The following is a 15,062-nucleotide window of genomic DNA, read 5'->3' as shown; positions in this document are numbered from 1 at the left end:
AGTGGGGGCTACTTTCCGCCCGCTGCCCCGCTCCCCTGCCCTGCCGCCGGGCCCAGGAGGTGCTTTTCGAAGAACATCAGCGCCGTCGTCTGGGCCATGTCCCGGTTGGTCTTCTTCTGGAACCCGTGCCCCTCGTCCGTGGCCAGCAGGTACCAGACGTCCGCGCCCTTCTTGCGCACCGCCTGGGCGATCTGCTCCGCCTCCGACTGCGGCACGCGCGGGTCGTTGGCCCCCTGCTGCACGAAGAGCGCCGCGCGAATCTTGTCCACCGACCCCAGCGGCGAGATGCGCTCCTGCACCTTGCGCACCGCCGGGTCGCGCTCGTCGCCGTACTCCGCGCGCCGCAAGTCCCGCCGGTACGCCTGCGTGTTCTGCAGGAACGACGGCAGGGACGAGATGCCCACCACGTCCACCGCCGCCTTGATGCGCTCCGGGAAGAACGCCGCCGTCGCCAGCGTCATGTAGCCGCCGTAGGAGCCGCCGTAGATGCCCACCCGCGCCGCGTCCAGCTCCGGACGGGAGGCGACGAAGTCCAACGTGGCCCCGATGTCCGCCAGGCTCGCCTCGCGCTTCACGCCGTCATCCATGGCGCGGTACGCCTTGCCGTACCCTTCCGAGCCACGCACGTTGGGCAGCAGCACCGCCATCCCCAGCTCCGTCACCATCAACTGGGTCTGCGCGCTGAAGATGGGCTGGCTCTGCCCCTCCGGGCCGCCGTGGAACATCACCACCACCGGCACCTTCCCCTTCGCGTTCTTCGGCAGGTACAGGAACGCCGGCACCTTCACGCCATCCGTGGACGGATAGCGCACCAGCTCCGGCTCCACGAACGTCTCCGGATCCAACCCGCCCACCTCCGAGCGCGTCCAGCGCGTGGTCTTCTTCGTGCCCAGGTCCACCGTGAAGATGTCCAGCGGCACGCGCGCCGACGTCAGCGAGAACGCCACCCGGTCCGACCGCTTCGCCGGGAAGCGGACCTGCGAAATCACCCCGCGCGGCGTCTCCACCGGCGAAAGCGCCTGCGTGCGCGTGTCCAGCAGGTACAGCCGGCCGAAGCCCTCCTCGTTGATGGCCACCGCCAGCTTGCGCCCGTCCGGGGACAGCTCCAGGTTCTGCACGTTCCAGCGCACCGACTTCGTCAGCGACGGCGGCGCGGCCTGGGGCGCGCCCGTGAGCGGCAGCCGGTACACCTCCGCGAAGTCGCTGTAGCGGTCCGTGGCCACGTACACGCCCTGCCCGTCGTGCGTGAAGACGGCGGCGTCCACGCTGCCCTTGCCCTCCTTGGGCGTGAGCTGCGTGCGCGCGTTCGTCTTCACGTCCACCACGCTCAGGTCCGCGTCGTCCGCCGCGCGGAACTGGCGCACCAGCAGCTTCGAGCCGTCCTGCGAGAACTCCAGCGGCGCCCAGCTGCCCGCCACCTCCGTCACCCGCTTCGCCTGCTTGGGGTCCGCCGTGGGCGCCACGTACACGTCGGTGTCCTTGCCGTTGCGCCCCGTGCCCGCGTACGCGAGCCAGCGCCCATCCTTCGACACCACCAGCTCTTCATGCCGGCTCTTGCCGTCCGTCAGCAGCTCCGAGCGGCCCGTGCGCCGGTCCAGCTTGAGCACCTGGTAGAACTCTCCGCCGCCCGTGTCCTGCAGGTAGAAGACAATCTGCGGGTTGCCCGGCAGGAAGCGCGCCCGGTTGATGGGCTCCTTCGTGAAGGTGAGCTGCGTGCGCGCGCCCAGCGGCATCTCCACCAGGTGCAGCTGGTTGACGTCCGCGAAGCGCGTGGAGATGAGCACCTGCTGGCCATCCCCGCTCACGTCCAGCAACTGCGCGGAGCGGGACTCCAGGTACTGCTGCACGCGCTGGGAGAGCGCGGGCGGCACCGGCGGCACGCCGCTCACCCACAGGTTGGGCAGGCCGGGCAGCGGGGCGATGCCAGGGACGGCGGACGGTGCCTTCGCGGCGGCGGCCGGCGCGGGGGGCGTCTTCGACGGCGCCGGCGCGGGCGTCTGCGCCGCGAGCAGGGACACGATGAGCGGAAGGGACGCGAGGTTCATGGTGCCACCGACCCTACCAGCGCCGTCACGTCCCCCGGCATTCCCACGCGCCGTTCCTCTCTCCTCGCGCGATGATGCGTTTTGAACAGGGGATGGCCCAGGCAGCCACCCCGTTCGATGCCGCGCCGCGGCGGCCGGGCGACCGAGACCGCGGGGCCGGGTGATCGCTTTCGGCCTCACGTCGAAGCCCTCCATGCCTGTGATGCCCGGGGCTTGCGACGTGCGCCGGTGCACAACGTCGCGGGCGGACAGTGGCCCTTGCGTGGGGGTTCGCCCGCGTGGGGGTGATGCCCACCCTTACCCCTGTCGACATCGGTGCCGAGCCGCGTTCGCGGCCCGCCGAGGAAGGGGGACTTCGACATGGCCTGGATGCGGAAGAAGACACTGCTCGTCGTCGCGCTCACGTCGCTGGGGGTGTTCGCGCCCGCGTGCGGCGGCGGCTCGGCGGAGGACTCCGACGCGCCTCCCACCCAGGACGGGCCGGTGCTCGTCCCGCCCACCGAGGCGCAGCTGCGCATCGTGCAGGCCGCGCCGGGTGCTCCCGCGATGGACGTCTACCTCGCAGGCGACCCCACGCCCGTGGCCCGGGCCGTGGCCTATGGCGCCACCACGCCCTACCTCACGCGCGACGCGGGCGCCGTCACCGTGGAGCTGCGGCCCGCGGGCTCGGCGGCAAGCTCCACGCCCGTCGTGTCCCAGCGGGTGGGCATGGAGGCAGGGACGCGCTGGACGGTGGTGACCGCGGGGGCCTTCAGCGCCTCGGACTCCGGCGCGGCGATGCGCACGCTGCTCCTGCGCGACAACACCGTGCCCGCTGACGGAGGCCAGACGCGCGTGCGCGTCGTCAACGCCGGCACGGACGCGCCGACGGTGGACGTGGACCTGGGCAATGACGGCTCGGTGGAGGTGGCGTCGCTCGCGCGCTTCCGCGACTCCGGCGAGCAGGCTCAGGTGCTGCCCTCGGGCGCCGCGTTCCAGGTGGGCCTCCGCACGGGCGGCCAGGCACTGACGTCCTTCACCGTGCCCGCGCCCGGCTCCGGCACCGACACGCTCATCGTCGCCACCGGCCTCATGTCCGCCTCCGCGCGTGCGGGCGACGGCTTCTCGCTGCTCACCGCTGGCCGCGACGGCACGCTGGCCATCCTCCGGCAGAACCCCACGGTGTACGTGCTGCACGCGTCACCGGACGCGCCCGCGCTGGACCTCTTCGCCGGCGAGCGTGAGCTGTCCGGTGGCCTCTCCTACGGCACGCTGTCCTCGCCGCTCCAGGTGCCGCCGGGCGCGTACACGCTGGACTTCTTCGCCGCCGCGTCCGGGACGGAGCGTCCCTCGAGCGCGCCGGTGGCGACGGCGACAACGCCCACGCTCGTCCCGGGCGAGCGCTACCTGATGGTCGCCGCGGGCTACCTCGAGCCGCCCCGGCCGGCGGCGTCTCCGTTCACGCTGCTGCCCCTCACGGACCGCTTCGCGAGCGACCCGTCCAACCTGCGCCTGCGCTGGGTTCACGCGGCCGCGGACACGCCCGCCGTGGACGTGGGGCCGCTGGGCTCGGAGCGCCGCGTGCTGCCGGACGCGCCCTTCCTCGACGTGCCCTTCGCCTCCGCCACCGCGCAGGACGGCCTGCCGCTGCCCTCCGGTGGCACCGTCACGCTGGGCGTGGTGCCGTCCAACGACGCCAACCGTGCGCCGCGCACGAGCTTCTCCGTGCCCCCCCAGCCGGACACGCGCGTCTTCGCCGTCGCCACCGACACGCCCGGCTCCGCGCCCGGAAGCTGGGACCTCCAGCTCTTGTGGGTGGACACCACCCGCGCGCCGTGGACCGTGAGCACGCAAGCCCACGCGCCCTGACGTCAGAAGGCCCAGCCCACGTTGAGCAGGATGCGCTGGGTGAGCAGCCACTTCGACTCGTGGATCCGCTCCACTTTGAGCCCCTCCACGGAGTCCATGACGAGGGCGTCATAGCCAATCGCGTCGCGCCGGCCCCCCAGCGCGACGCCACCCTGCACCGTGAAGCCAGACTCCAGAACCACGCTGTAGCCCAGGGTCGCCGCCCCCCCCAAGGACCAGACGTCCGAGCCGCTGTCCTTGGCCAGCGAGTCGTCCAGGAAGTCCCCCACCGGCACATTGGAGCTGCGCCCCGCGCTCACCTCCAGGCGAGGAGACAGCCACAGCCCCTGGGGTGCCCGGCCCGTCAGGTAGAAGCGCACCGAGGGCGCCAGACCGAATTGAGAGCCTGTGTAGTTGTAGCCCTCGTAACCACTGCGATCCGCTTCCTCGAGCCGCAGCCGGTCGTGGAGGAAGTACGCGAACACGCCCAGCCCCACGGAGAAGCGCGCCCCCATCACGCGCTCGCCCTCCAGTGACAACTGACTCAGGTTCTCGAGGGGGACGGACACCGTCACCACGTTGCGCCGCTCCACCGGGAACGACCCCGTGGTGACGCCCTCCTGCGCGAACGCCACCGCCGACACGAACATCAGCGACACACCCAGCTTCCACTGCGTTCCGACCATGTGATGAACCCCCGTCATGGCGCGGGACCCCCAAGGTCCGCCATGCGGAGGACACCCATCGCAATCGATGTGCCAGCCTGCTCGCGGAGGGAGCAACACACCATGGGAGCAGGACACCGTGACAACGTGTCCCCGGCGCGCGGAGACACGCGTGTCACCGTGTCATGTCATCGCGTCACGGCGACGACAGCGTCGCCTGGGCCTGCTCGCGGCGCAGTTGGAGCACGCGCACGTCCGGGTCCACCAGCAGCCGCTCCGGCTCGAACTCCGAGCGCAGCGTCACCTGCACCGCCTCGCCCGCGCCGGGCTCCACGCGCGTCACGGCCTCCGTGGCCCCCAGGGGCGCGGCGGACTCACCGGCCTTCGTCACCGTCACCTCCACCGGCATGCGGCCCGTGCCCACGTTCGTCACCGTCGCCGTGGTCACCCACTGACCGCCGGACTTCGTCACGCGCGCGTCGCTGACGCGGTACTCGGGCACCACGACCTCGAAGAAGGCCTGCCGGGTGAAGCGGTCGAACGCGTCGGGAGACGGCGCGAAGGGGCGCATCACCGCGATGAAGTCCTGCAGCACCGGATGGTCGGCGTTGTTCATGTATTGCTTCAGGAAGGCCTGGAGCCCCGCGTGCATCGCGTCGCGGCCCATCAGGTCCTCCAGCATCCAGAACGTCCATCCGCCCTTCTCATAGAGGACCACCGTGTCGCCGTCGCGCGAGCCGTCCAGCTTCACCAGCGGCTGCTCCGCGTCCACGCGCCGGTCCTTGCCGTAGCGCTCCTCCATGCGCTTCGCGGTCTGCCGGCGCGCCTCCTGCCCGTCGAGCTGTTCGATGAGCTTCAGCGCCGAGTAGTGCGACAGCCCCTCCGACAGCACGTTGCCGCCGGGCCCCTTGCCGGGGACGAGCAGGTTGCCCCACCACTGGTGCGCGGCCTCGTGCGCGGTGACGAGCAGCACCGCGTTCGACTCGGGCGTGGTGAGCGTAAGGAACCCGATGGACTCCGAGAACGTGATGTCCGTGGGGAAGCCCTGCGCGTAGTTGTCCAGGCCGGCGAACTCCGACAGCTTCAGCTCGGCCCACGGGTACGGGTGGAACCATTCCGAGTAGTACCGGCGCGCGGCCTCCAGCCCCCGCATCATCTCCGGCACGTTGTAGCCGTGCGCCGGGTCGTGGAACACCACCGTGCCCGCGCCCTCCACGCGGGTCCACTTCCCCGCGATGACGTTGAAGAAGCTCACGGGGTAATCGCTCCGCCATACCGTGGTGCGCCGGCCGTCCTTCACCGTGTCGCTCTCCCGCACGCCCACGGAGTTGAGCGTGTAGGCCTCCGGGCCGCTGACGCGGATGCGGAAGGGGAACGGCATGTTGCTGCCCCACGCGGACTCCGTGGGCCCTTCGTAGAAGTCGTCTGGATACACGCGCGGCTCGTAGCGGTTCTCCTTCGGGTCGATGCCGCGCTCCTCCTCGTAGCCCACCACCGGCGCGAACGTGGGCGTCTCGCTGGTGAGCACCGCGCCCGACGGGAGGATGAACTCCTTGAACGCGCCGCCCGCGCGGGACACGCCGTCCGGCACGTGGCCCGCGTACTGGAAGCCCACCGTCACCTTCGCCCCGGGCGCGAGCGGCGGGGACGGCGTGAAGACATACAACCCGGCGCGGTCCTCCGGCGTCACGTCCTTGCCGTCCAGCGTCCAGCGCACGTCCGTCCATCCATCGCCGCCGCTCAAGGCGAAGCGCGGAAGCGCCACGGCGTGCCGGTTCATCAGCGTGTACGTGCCCTTCATGCGGAAGGCGCTCGCCTCTGGCTCCAGGTCCACGTCCAGGTCCACGTCCGCCTGCATGGGCTGCGGCGCGTCCTTCCACGTCGCCAGGTTCTTCTGCCAGTACTCCTTCGCGCGCTTCTTCGCCGCCGCGCCCTGATGGCCCTGCCCCACGAGGATGCCCAGCCACACCAGCGCCACCGCCGGCACCGCCAGGTACGGCGCCAGCCGCCACAGCCCACGCGCGAGGCCCGCGGGCTTCAATCCCTCCAGCGTCGTCACCGAGTCCCGGACGCGACGGCCATCCAAGCGCACCGCCAGCGCGGTGAAGAAGACGGCCAGGCCCAGCGCGGCCACGCGGTTGAGCACCAGCGCGGCGCGGTCCACCTGGAAGGCGCCCAGGTCGGTCCACCGCACCGCGTCCCACAGCGGCCAGTTCGTCACCCAGGTGAGGTCACCCCGCACGGCGAGGTAGCCGGTGAGGCCCAGCGCGGACAGGGCCAGCGCGTAGGTGCCGAAGCGGCCTCCCGTCACCGCGCGCGCGGCCAGGATGAAGCTCGTCCACAGCAGGAACGTGGGGAACAGCAACAGCCCCCACACCAGCACGTATGGCGTCAGCGACAGCGGCACCTTCCCCTGGGACACCTGCACCAGCAGGCCCGCGAGCGCCATGGCCGCGAGCAGCGCCACCGCCACCAGGCTGTTCGCCAGCGCCTTGCCCAGCAGCACCGACAGCGTGCGCACCGGCGTCGCGTCGTGGATGGGCGCGAAGCCGGAGGCCTGCTCGCGCTCCAGCGACTCCACCACGTAGAACATCAACAACAGACACACGAGCACCGACGCCTGCCCCATCGTGCGCACCGCGAAGCGCCCGGGCACCATCAGGAGGCTCGTGTCGAAGGAGCCCACCGCCGTGGCGCCCTGGGACACCATGTGCAATATGAGCAGCGGCAGGAACAGGTAGAGCCCCGGCTGCGAAAGGAGGCCCCGCCCTTCCGCGCGCGTCACCGTCCTCAGGCCCGTCCAGAAGCCTGGCGGACGGACGCCCATTCGCAGCGCGGACAGCGGCGCCTCCGCGTGCGACAGCGCGACCTGCTTCGGAGGCGCGTCCAGGGTCACGCCCTTGCGCGGGGCCTTCGTGCGCACCTCGCCCCGGAGCGCGCGGCGGAAGTGGCGCTCGCTCCAGGCCACCGCGCCCAGGCCCAGGGCCATGAGCACGAAGCGGCTGGTGACGAAGAGCGCGTCCAGCCCCACGGGCTGCGTGTTGTAGAAGTCCACGCCCCGGTCCACCTTGATCCACGTCTCCGTGAGCCACCGGAAGCCGCCGGGGTCCAGCGCCATCAGGAACCGGTTCACGCGCGGTTCCAACCAGCCGGGGGACCAGTCCCAGAGGAAGAAGGCGCAGAGGAAGAACAGACCCACCGGCAGGAAGTACACCGGCACCGCTCGGCGCGTGCGCTCGCCCGTGGCGAAGGCCGCGCCCGCCATGAAGACGATGAGCGGCAGGCCGAACCACATCGCGGCGCTCACGTAGTTCCCCAGCGCGAAGGGCCCGCGGAACTCCGCGTCCGCGCCCGCCGGCACGACGTGGTGGAAGAAGACGAGCAGCCCCATCATCGCCGCGAGCGCCAGCACGTACGCGCCCAGCACTCCCGCGAACTTGCCCCACACGTACTCCGCGGGCGTCAGCGGCGTGGTGTGCAGCAGCGGCTGCACGCGGGCCTCATCGTCGGAGATGACGGCCATGCCCGCACCCACCGACACGAAGAAGGTGAACAGCATGAACGAGAGCAGCAGCACCGTCTGCGAGACGGCGAAGGCGCTGGTGATCCACGCCTTCTTGCCGCCCACCTCCGTGCTGCCCGCGGCGATGGTGACGTTGCCGGAGGACACGCCCCACACCACGGCCACCAGCAGAACAAGCAGCACCCAGAACAGCGGACGCCTCACCTGGTGGCGCCACTCGGTGCGCGCCACGCGCCAGAGCCGGGACGCGTTCACGCGCTCACCGCCGGGGCGGACTCCGGAGCCGTGGGCGCCGGGGCGGTGGGCTCGGGCGCGTCCTTCATCAGGAGGAGGTAGGCGTCTTCCAGCGTGGGCGGCGTGCGCTCGAAGCCGGGGGGCACGGGCGCGCCCGGAGCGGCGTGGATGCGCACGCGGTTCTTGCCCTCGAAGAGCACGGCCTGGGTGACGCGGTGGGCCTGCTGGAAGGCGGCCATGTCGGCCGGGGGGACGGTGCCTTCGAAGAGAGATTCGTGGAGGGCGGCCTTCGCCTCGGTGGGGCTGGTGATGGCCATCACGCGGCCGTGGCGGATGACGGCGAAGCGAGGGCAGAGCATGGCCACGTCCTCCACGATGTGCGTGGACAGGAGCACCGTGCGCTCATGGGCCACCTCCGCGAGCAGCCGGTAGAAGCGCTGGCGCTCCTCGGGGTCCAGGCCCGCGGTGGGCTCGTCCACGATGAGGAGCTTCGGGGCGCCGGCCAGGGCCTGCGCGATGCCCAGCCGCTGCCGCATGCCGCCGGAGTACTCCTTCACCTTGCGCTTCGCCGCGAAGGTGAGGTTCACGCGCTCCAGCAGCTGGGCGCACAGGGCCTTGAGCCCTTGCGGCGCGGTGACGCCCTTGAGCTCCAGCAGGTAGCGCAGCATGTCCTGCCCGGAGAGGTACGGGTAGAAGCCGAACTCCTGCGGCAGGTAGCCCAGGTGCGGGCGCAGCGCCTCCGGGTGGCGCACGAGGTCCAGGCCGTCGAGCGTCACCTCGCCGGAGGTCGGCTCCAGCAGGCCGGAGAGGATTTTCATCAGCGTGGACTTACCCGCGCCGTTGGGCCCGAGCAGTCCGAACATCCCCTTGGGAACGTCCAGGTCCACGCCACGAAGGGCCGTCACCGGGCCCGGATACACCTTCACCAGGTTGCGCAGGCTGAGCATGTGGCCCGTTCTACGCCGAAGCCGGGGTCTCCATTTCCAGCTTCGCGCACGAAAGGACTCACGGCGCGTCCATGAGCGCTCTCGCGCGGTGTGTTAGACAGCCAGGGCATGAACCTTCGACCTGTCTGCCTTTCCCTCGTCCTGGGCGCCGTCGCGTTCCTGGGCTGCTCGGGTCCGACCTACCTCCACGGCAGGGCCCTGGAGCAGAACGAGTACCGGGGCTACGGCGAGTACCTGCCCGAGCGCGACCGAGAGGTGCTGGCCCAGGCGGCGGCCGTGAAGGACGCGGCGTCGGTCATCTTCCTGCAGGAGACGCTGCCGGAGGGCATCGAGATGACCTCCTACATGCTCCAGGTGAAGGACGGGTATTCGCACCAGTTGCTGGGCAAGCTGGCCTTCAGCCGGGGGCGGGTGGATTCCAAGCAGGACCTCATCGCGCACGTGAGGAAGGTGGCGCAGGCGGCGGGAGGCGACGCGGCCGTCGGCCTCTTCCTGCTCACGCCGGCCAACGACTACAGCCAGGCGCAGGCGGTGGAGGCGGTCATCCTCAAGCTGGACCCGCGCGTGCGCGTGAAGCTGCGTCCGGACGAGGCGACGGTGAAAGGCTCGTCGGCTGCTCCCGGCATTGAACAGCTCTGAGCAGGTCGCCTGAAGCGAGGGAACCCGAGGCGGGTCGTCCCAGGGAATGCGCAATGGACTGCCAGAGGTGAGCCATCCACCGTCTCAGACGGCCGCGAATCGCCCCACCCTCCTCGCGTTCCGCCACGCCCGTTTGTCCATGGGCGCGGGTGGGTGGTGGCTCGGATTGAAGGCCGCCCTCCGGAGGCGAATCGTCCCGCGCGGCGGCTGACACAGGGGTGCAGAGAAGGTCCTCCTGGGAGCATGGGGCCTCGGGGGACGCAGGCTTCATGGGGACGGGAGCGAAGGCGTTCAGCACGAGTTCATCGCAAGCCTTCAGCAGTGCCGGCAGCTCGCACTGAAGCACCCGCACGTTACGCTCCGAGAGGGCCCCCCTCACGCAGCAGGCCCACTCGCGCAGCGCCTCACCACCCATGAAGGGCAGCAGTCGGGCGGCCCCGCCCAGGAATGCCCGCTGCAGGGATTGAACGAGAAGCACGTGGCCGGGACGATCCGCCACGCGGGCCGCCAGCCGCAGCAACTCGAATTCCACCTGCGCGCAGGTCTCCCCCGACTCCCAGCGCCCTGCGTTCCAAAGCGTGAAGCACGTGCTCCCCAGCCGGTCCAGGTCGAGGTCCGAGGCCCTCGTGCAGCAGTCGACCAGGAGTTCCACCAGTACCTGCCGCTTGAGACTGAAGTAGCCCTCCAGAAGCCACCGGGCCTCCGGGCTGCGCACGTCATGCAGCGCCAGGCCCAGGTTCTCCAGTGTCAGCGACTCATCCAGCGCCACCGCGCGAGTCCTGCGCCCGGGGTGCTGCACCACAAGGCCCCGCGCCGCCAGCCGCCGCAGCGCCTCGCGGATGGTGCCCCGGCTCACCCCATAGTGACGCGCCAGCTTCGCTTCCGGGCCGAATTGCCCGCTCGGGTGCAGCCGCCCCAGCGCGATATCGCGCTCGATTTGCGCCTCCACGTACGCCACGAGTCCTCCCCGTCCCATCCCCATCCCCATTCCCCTTCCTCGTCCCAGCATCGCCATCCAACCACAGGGGTCTGACATGGACATGCGGGCCCACCATTCTCATTGCCAGCCAGGTGGTCACCCTCCGGGCCCGGCCGGCGAAAAACCTGTCCGACTGTCAGACAAGTCCGCGGGCCCCGTGCGGCGAAAAACCTGTCCGACTGTCGGACAGGTTTCTGGCCGGTGCGCCCGGCGGACGGCCCCGTCCATGGCCCCTCTGCCGTCCGCGCACGCACTGCGTCGCGGCTCACCGTGGGACGCCGTCAGGCACGCTTCCTCGGCTTCGTGTGGTTCGAGCCTGTCCGACTGTCGGACAGGCTTCTGAGCTGCGCGCCCGTCGGGCGGCCCTGTCCGGTGGCCCCGCTTTTTCGGCTGCTCAAAGCCTGCCGTCGCGGTCCATCGCGGAGCGCATCCGGTGCGCGTCATCGCGAAGGACTTCCAGCCGTGGGTGGAGTTGAAACACTTCTGGTGACCTGTCTCGCGCCGTGGGTCTCTCCAGCCGCCGGGCAGGCCCATGGCACCGGGCCCGATTGAGGAGCGCGCTCGGGGCTGCGAGACTCGCGGCCCTCATGGTTTCTCCCCTGCAGCAACTGCATGCACTCACCGGTCTGCGGTTCCTCGCGACCGCGCACGTCGTCGCCTACCACGTGTATCACCTGGTCTTCTCCGGCACGGAGGCGCCGCCGGGGCTGCACGGGCTGCTCGGCAGCGGGTACCTGGGTCTCAGCTTCTTCTTCGTCCTGTCGGGATTCATCCTTGGCTACAACTACCTGGAGCGGCCGCCGGGCACGTACGCGGCGCGCAAGGCGTTCTGGGTGGCCCGCTTCGCGCGCATCTATCCCGTCTATGCGTTGGGCCTGGCGCTCGACGCTCCCGCGTACCTCAAGGGGCTGCGCGACACGTGGGCAGTAGAACCCTGGAGGGGGCTGCAGCACGCGGAGGCGCTGGTGGTCACGCCGCTGCTGATCCAGAGCTGGACACCTTGGACGGCGATGGCGTGGAACGGCTCGGGCTGGTCGCTGGCGGTGGAGGCGTTCTTCTACGCGGCCTTCCCCTTCCTGGCCGGGAGGCTGGGCCTGCTGGGGCCGAAGGCGCTCGCGGTGGGCGCGGCGGTGACGTACGGCGCCGCGATGGTGTTCCCGGCGCTCTACATGACGGTGGATCCGGACCACACCGGAGGCACGGCGTCCGCGTACAACTCCGGCCCGTGGATGCTGGCGCTGCGCTTCAACCCGCTGGCGCGGCTGCCGGAGTTCATCCTGGGCATCCTCGCGGCGCGCTTCTTCCTGCTGCGGTCCGGAGAGGCTCAGCGCTCGCATCCGGTGGCACTGGCGGTGGTGTGCGCGGGAGTCATCGCGGCGCTCGCGGGGAGCACCGCGCTGCCCTTCCCGCTGCTGCACAACGGGCTGCTGGCGCCGGTGTTCGCGGCGCTGTTCATCCTGCTGTCGTGGAGCCAGGGCGCCGTGGCTCGGGTGCTGGCTTCACGGCCGCTGCGCCTGCTGGGGGAGGCGAGCTATGCGCTCTTCCTCCTGCACATGCCAGTGCTGTTCGCCTGGAAGGCAGTGCTCAAGCGGCTGGGTGAGTCGCCCACGTCCGCCTGGGCGGTGGCGGCGTTCGTCGTGGGCTCGGTGGGGCTGAGCGTGCTCGTGCATGAGCGCGTGGAGAAGCCCGCCCGGGCATGGATCCGCGACCGGTGGACACGGCGAGGCACGGAGCAGCCCGCGGCGGGCCTCCAGCCCCGGGCGTGAGGTCCTATGCGCTCTTCATCTGGGACCGGCGGCGTGTGCCGCGCTTCACGGGCCCCAGCTGCGCGAGCACCCGGCCGATCTCCACCAACTCCACGGGCTTGACCAGGTGCAGGTCGAAGCCCGCCTCCTCGCTGCGAGCCCGGTCCCCCGGCGTCCCATAACCCGTGAGCGCGATGAGGTGCGCGTCCGACGCCACGCGCCCGCGCAGCTCTTGCGCCACCTGATAGCCGTCCAGGCCCGGCAGGCCGATGTCCAGGATGATGACGTCGTACGTGCCAGGGGTCGCCATGGCGAGCGCCTCCGGACCGTCCGAGGCGACCGCGACGGTGTGGCCCCACAGCTGGAGCATCTCGCGCAGGCCCTCGCGCGCGTCGGGGTTGTCGTCGACCAGGAGGATGCGCCACTCGCCCCGGCGGGACTCGATGCGCTCCACGATGGCCTCGGGCCTCGCGGAGGCCGTGAGCAGCGGCAACGTGATGGTGAAGGTGCTGCCCTGGCCCGGCCCCTCGCTGAAGACGTCGACCTGGCCACCGTGTTCGGTCACGAGGTGGCGCACCAGCGTCAGGCCAATGCCCAGTCCGCCCCGGCTGCGCGCGAGGCCCGCGTCCAGCTGCGCGAAGAGCTCGAAGATGTGCTCCTGGTCCTCCGGCCGCAGGCCGATGCCGGTGTCCTGCACGGAGACGCGCACGCGCGAGTCCTCGGACTCGTGGGCGCCCACGGTGACGATGCCGCCCTCGGGTGAGTACTTGGCGGCGTTGTCGAGCAGGTTGGTGAAGACCTGCTCCAGGCGCGTCCGGTCGCCGTCCACCCAGCAGGGCTCGGTGGAGAGGGCTTCCCGCAAGACGAGTCCGCGCTCCTCCAGCACGGGCCGCGCGGCGGCGAGCGAGTGCTGCAACACGGTGTTGAGGTCCAGCCGGCCGCGGCGCAGGGCGTACTTGCCGCGCGTGATGCGGCTGACGTCGAGCAGGTCGTCCACCAGGTGGCGCAGGTGGCGCACCTGCCGCTCGATGATGTCGCGACGGCGCGCGTCGGCTTCGGACAGGCCGTTCGAGTCCTTCTGTCCGAGCATCTGCACCGCGACGGAGATGGCGGCCAGCGGGTTGCGCAGCTCGTGGGCGAGCATGGCGAGGAATTCGTCCTTCTTGCGGTCGGCCTCCTCCAGGCGGGCGGCGTTCGCCAGGGCCTCGCGCTCCACGCGCCGCAGGCGCAGGACGCTGTTGACGGTGGCGATGAGCTCTTCGGGGTCGAACGGCTGGGTGAGGTAGACGTCCGCGCCGGCGCGCAGGCCCGCGACCTTCTTCTCCGCGGTGATGAAGGTGGCGGAGGTGTGGATGATGGAGATCTCGCGGGTGCGAGGGTCTTCCTTCAAGCGCCGGCACACCTCGTAGCCACTCATGTCGGGAAGCTTCACGTCGAGCACGATGACGTCGGGGCGCGCATCGAAGGCGACCTGAAGGGCTTCGCCCCCGGTGACCGCCTCCAGCATGTGGTAGCCCGCCTGGCGCAGCGAGTAGGTCCCCAGATAGAGGCTCGCGGGCGTGTCGTTGACGTGGAGGATGGTGGCGTTGGCGGTAGCGAGCACGGGCGACGTTCCCAGGGAGGAGCCGGCCCGACTTCTACCGCGCGCCAGGAACTCAAGCGATGCGGGATCACTCCGCGCCCCGCACACTCGCGCACCGCACGTCACGGGAGGGCCGGGAGTGTTGGGACCGCGACAGCTCGCGTGAACCGCGGCACTCCCCGCCCTACCGTTGTTTCAGCGCCTCAAGGCTCCGTCCACACCGCCAGCTCGTTGCCCGCGGGGTCGGTGAAGTGGAAGCGCTTGCCTCCGGGGAAGGAGAACGTGTCCTTCACGATGTGTCCTCCGGCCTCGCGCACCTTCCCCAGCGTCGCGTCCAGGTCCTTCGAATAGAGCACCAGCAACGCGCCGCCCTTCGACGCCTCCCGCTCCTTGTCGAAGCCTCCGTTCAGCCGCCCGTCCATGAAGCTCGTGTAGTCCGGGCCGTAGTCCTCGAACCTCCAGCCGAACACGGCGCCGTAGAAGCGCTTCGCCTCCGCGATGTCCTTCGCGGGAAGCTCGATGTAGTCGATGCGGTGGTGCTGCTCGGCCTGCTGCGGTGCGGTGGACATGGTGTGCCTCCTCGAAGTGGGAACACCCCCACCTTACGCACCCGCCCCCTCCGGCGATTGGACGAATCCGACCTCCGCCTGCTCGCGCACATACGCCCTGGGCGTCAGCCCCGTCAGCGCCCGGAATTCCCGCACCTGGTGCGCCTGGTCGTAGTACCCCGCCGCCAACGCCCACTCCGCGCCCTCCAACTCCCGCGACAGCTCCACCGCGTGCTGCATCCTCGCGATGCGGCACAACACCTTCGGCGACAGCCCCACCGCCGCATGGAACCGCCGCTCCACCTGCCTCGCCCCCACCCCCATCACC

The 15,062-nt window shown here is 70.8% G+C and carries 11 protein-coding genes; 3 read left to right on the top strand and 8 right to left on the bottom strand.

The features are described from left to right. Nucleotides 1-8: 8 nt before the first annotated feature. On the bottom strand, nt 9-2,045 hold the full coding sequence (locus tag D7X99_RS33570; RefSeq protein WP_121781316.1) for an alpha/beta fold hydrolase: 2,037 nt from the start codon (nt 2,043-2,045) through the stop codon (nt 9-11). A 360-nt stretch (nt 2,046-2,405) separates the two neighbouring features. Between D7X99_RS33570 and D7X99_RS33565 the strand changes: the two genes are divergently transcribed. Beyond that, on the top strand, nt 2,406-3,893 hold the full coding sequence (locus D7X99_RS33565) for a DUF4397 domain-containing protein (protein WP_121781315.1): 1,488 nt from the start codon (nt 2,406-2,408) through the stop codon (nt 3,891-3,893). A 2-nt stretch (nt 3,894-3,895) separates the two neighbouring features. On the opposite strand, the gene D7X99_RS33560 is transcribed toward D7X99_RS33565, so the two are convergent. From D7X99_RS33560 to D7X99_RS33550, 3 genes are all read right to left on the bottom strand, one after another. After that, nucleotides 3,896-4,558 carry a hypothetical protein gene (locus tag D7X99_RS33560; RefSeq protein ID WP_121781314.1) on the bottom strand — a complete coding sequence of 221 codons (663 nt, stop codon included), beginning with the start codon at nt 4,556-4,558 and terminating at the stop codon, nt 3,896-3,898. A 175-nt stretch (nt 4,559-4,733) separates the two neighbouring features. Further along, on the bottom strand, nt 4,734-8,315 hold the full coding sequence (locus tag D7X99_RS33555) for a M1 family aminopeptidase (RefSeq protein WP_121781313.1): 3,582 nt from the start codon (nt 8,313-8,315) through the stop codon (nt 4,734-4,736). Further along, complete coding sequence (locus D7X99_RS33550; RefSeq protein ID WP_121781312.1) at nt 8,312-9,241, bottom strand: ABC transporter ATP-binding protein; 930 nt, start codon at nt 9,239-9,241, stop codon at nt 8,312-8,314. The genes D7X99_RS33555 and D7X99_RS33550 overlap by 4 nt, the downstream gene beginning before the upstream one ends. A gap of 108 nt (nt 9,242-9,349) precedes the next feature. Here D7X99_RS33550 and D7X99_RS33545 point away from each other — a divergent pair, with 108 nt between their 5' ends. Next, nucleotides 9,350-9,880, top strand: a complete 531-nt coding sequence (locus tag D7X99_RS33545; protein WP_121781311.1) for a hypothetical protein — start codon at nt 9,350-9,352, stop codon at nt 9,878-9,880. Here D7X99_RS33545 and D7X99_RS33540 read toward each other — a convergent pair. After that, complete coding sequence (locus D7X99_RS33540) at nt 9,789-10,862, bottom strand: FadR/GntR family transcriptional regulator (protein ID WP_233613918.1); 1,074 nt, start codon at nt 10,860-10,862, stop codon at nt 9,789-9,791. The two genes, D7X99_RS33545 and D7X99_RS33540, sit on opposite strands and share 92 nt — an antisense overlap. 584 nt (nt 10,863-11,446) lie before the next feature. On the opposite strand from D7X99_RS33540, the gene D7X99_RS33535 reads away from it, so the two are divergent. Beyond that, the gene (locus D7X99_RS33535) at nt 11,447-12,625 is read left to right on the top strand and encodes an acyltransferase (RefSeq protein WP_121781310.1); all 1,179 of its coding nucleotides are present in this window, start codon (nt 11,447-11,449) and stop codon (nt 12,623-12,625) included. Between the two features lie 4 nt (nt 12,626-12,629). Here D7X99_RS33535 and D7X99_RS33530 read toward each other — a convergent pair whose 3' ends face one another. The 3 genes from D7X99_RS33530 to D7X99_RS33520 form a co-directional block, all read right to left on the bottom strand. Beyond that, a complete protein-coding gene (locus D7X99_RS33530) occupies nt 12,630-14,207 on the bottom strand; it encodes a response regulator (protein WP_121781309.1) in 1,578 nt (525 codons plus the stop codon). 182 nt (nt 14,208-14,389) lie between these two features. Then, nucleotides 14,390-14,755 carry a VOC family protein gene (locus D7X99_RS33525; RefSeq protein ID WP_121781308.1) on the bottom strand — a complete coding sequence of 122 codons (366 nt, stop codon included), beginning with the start codon at nt 14,753-14,755 and terminating at the stop codon, nt 14,390-14,392. A 33-nt stretch (nt 14,756-14,788) separates the two neighbouring features. Next, a partial coding sequence (locus tag D7X99_RS33520; RefSeq protein ID WP_147476337.1) for a helix-turn-helix domain-containing protein occupies nt 14,789-15,062 on the bottom strand: 274 nt, incomplete at its 5' end.

This window comes from Corallococcus sp. AB032C, from assembly GCF_003668935.1.
GTDB classification, from domain to species: Bacteria; Myxococcota; Myxococcia; order Myxococcales; family Myxococcaceae; genus Corallococcus; species Corallococcus exiguus.
This window is presented reverse-complemented; position numbering and strand designations above follow the sequence as displayed.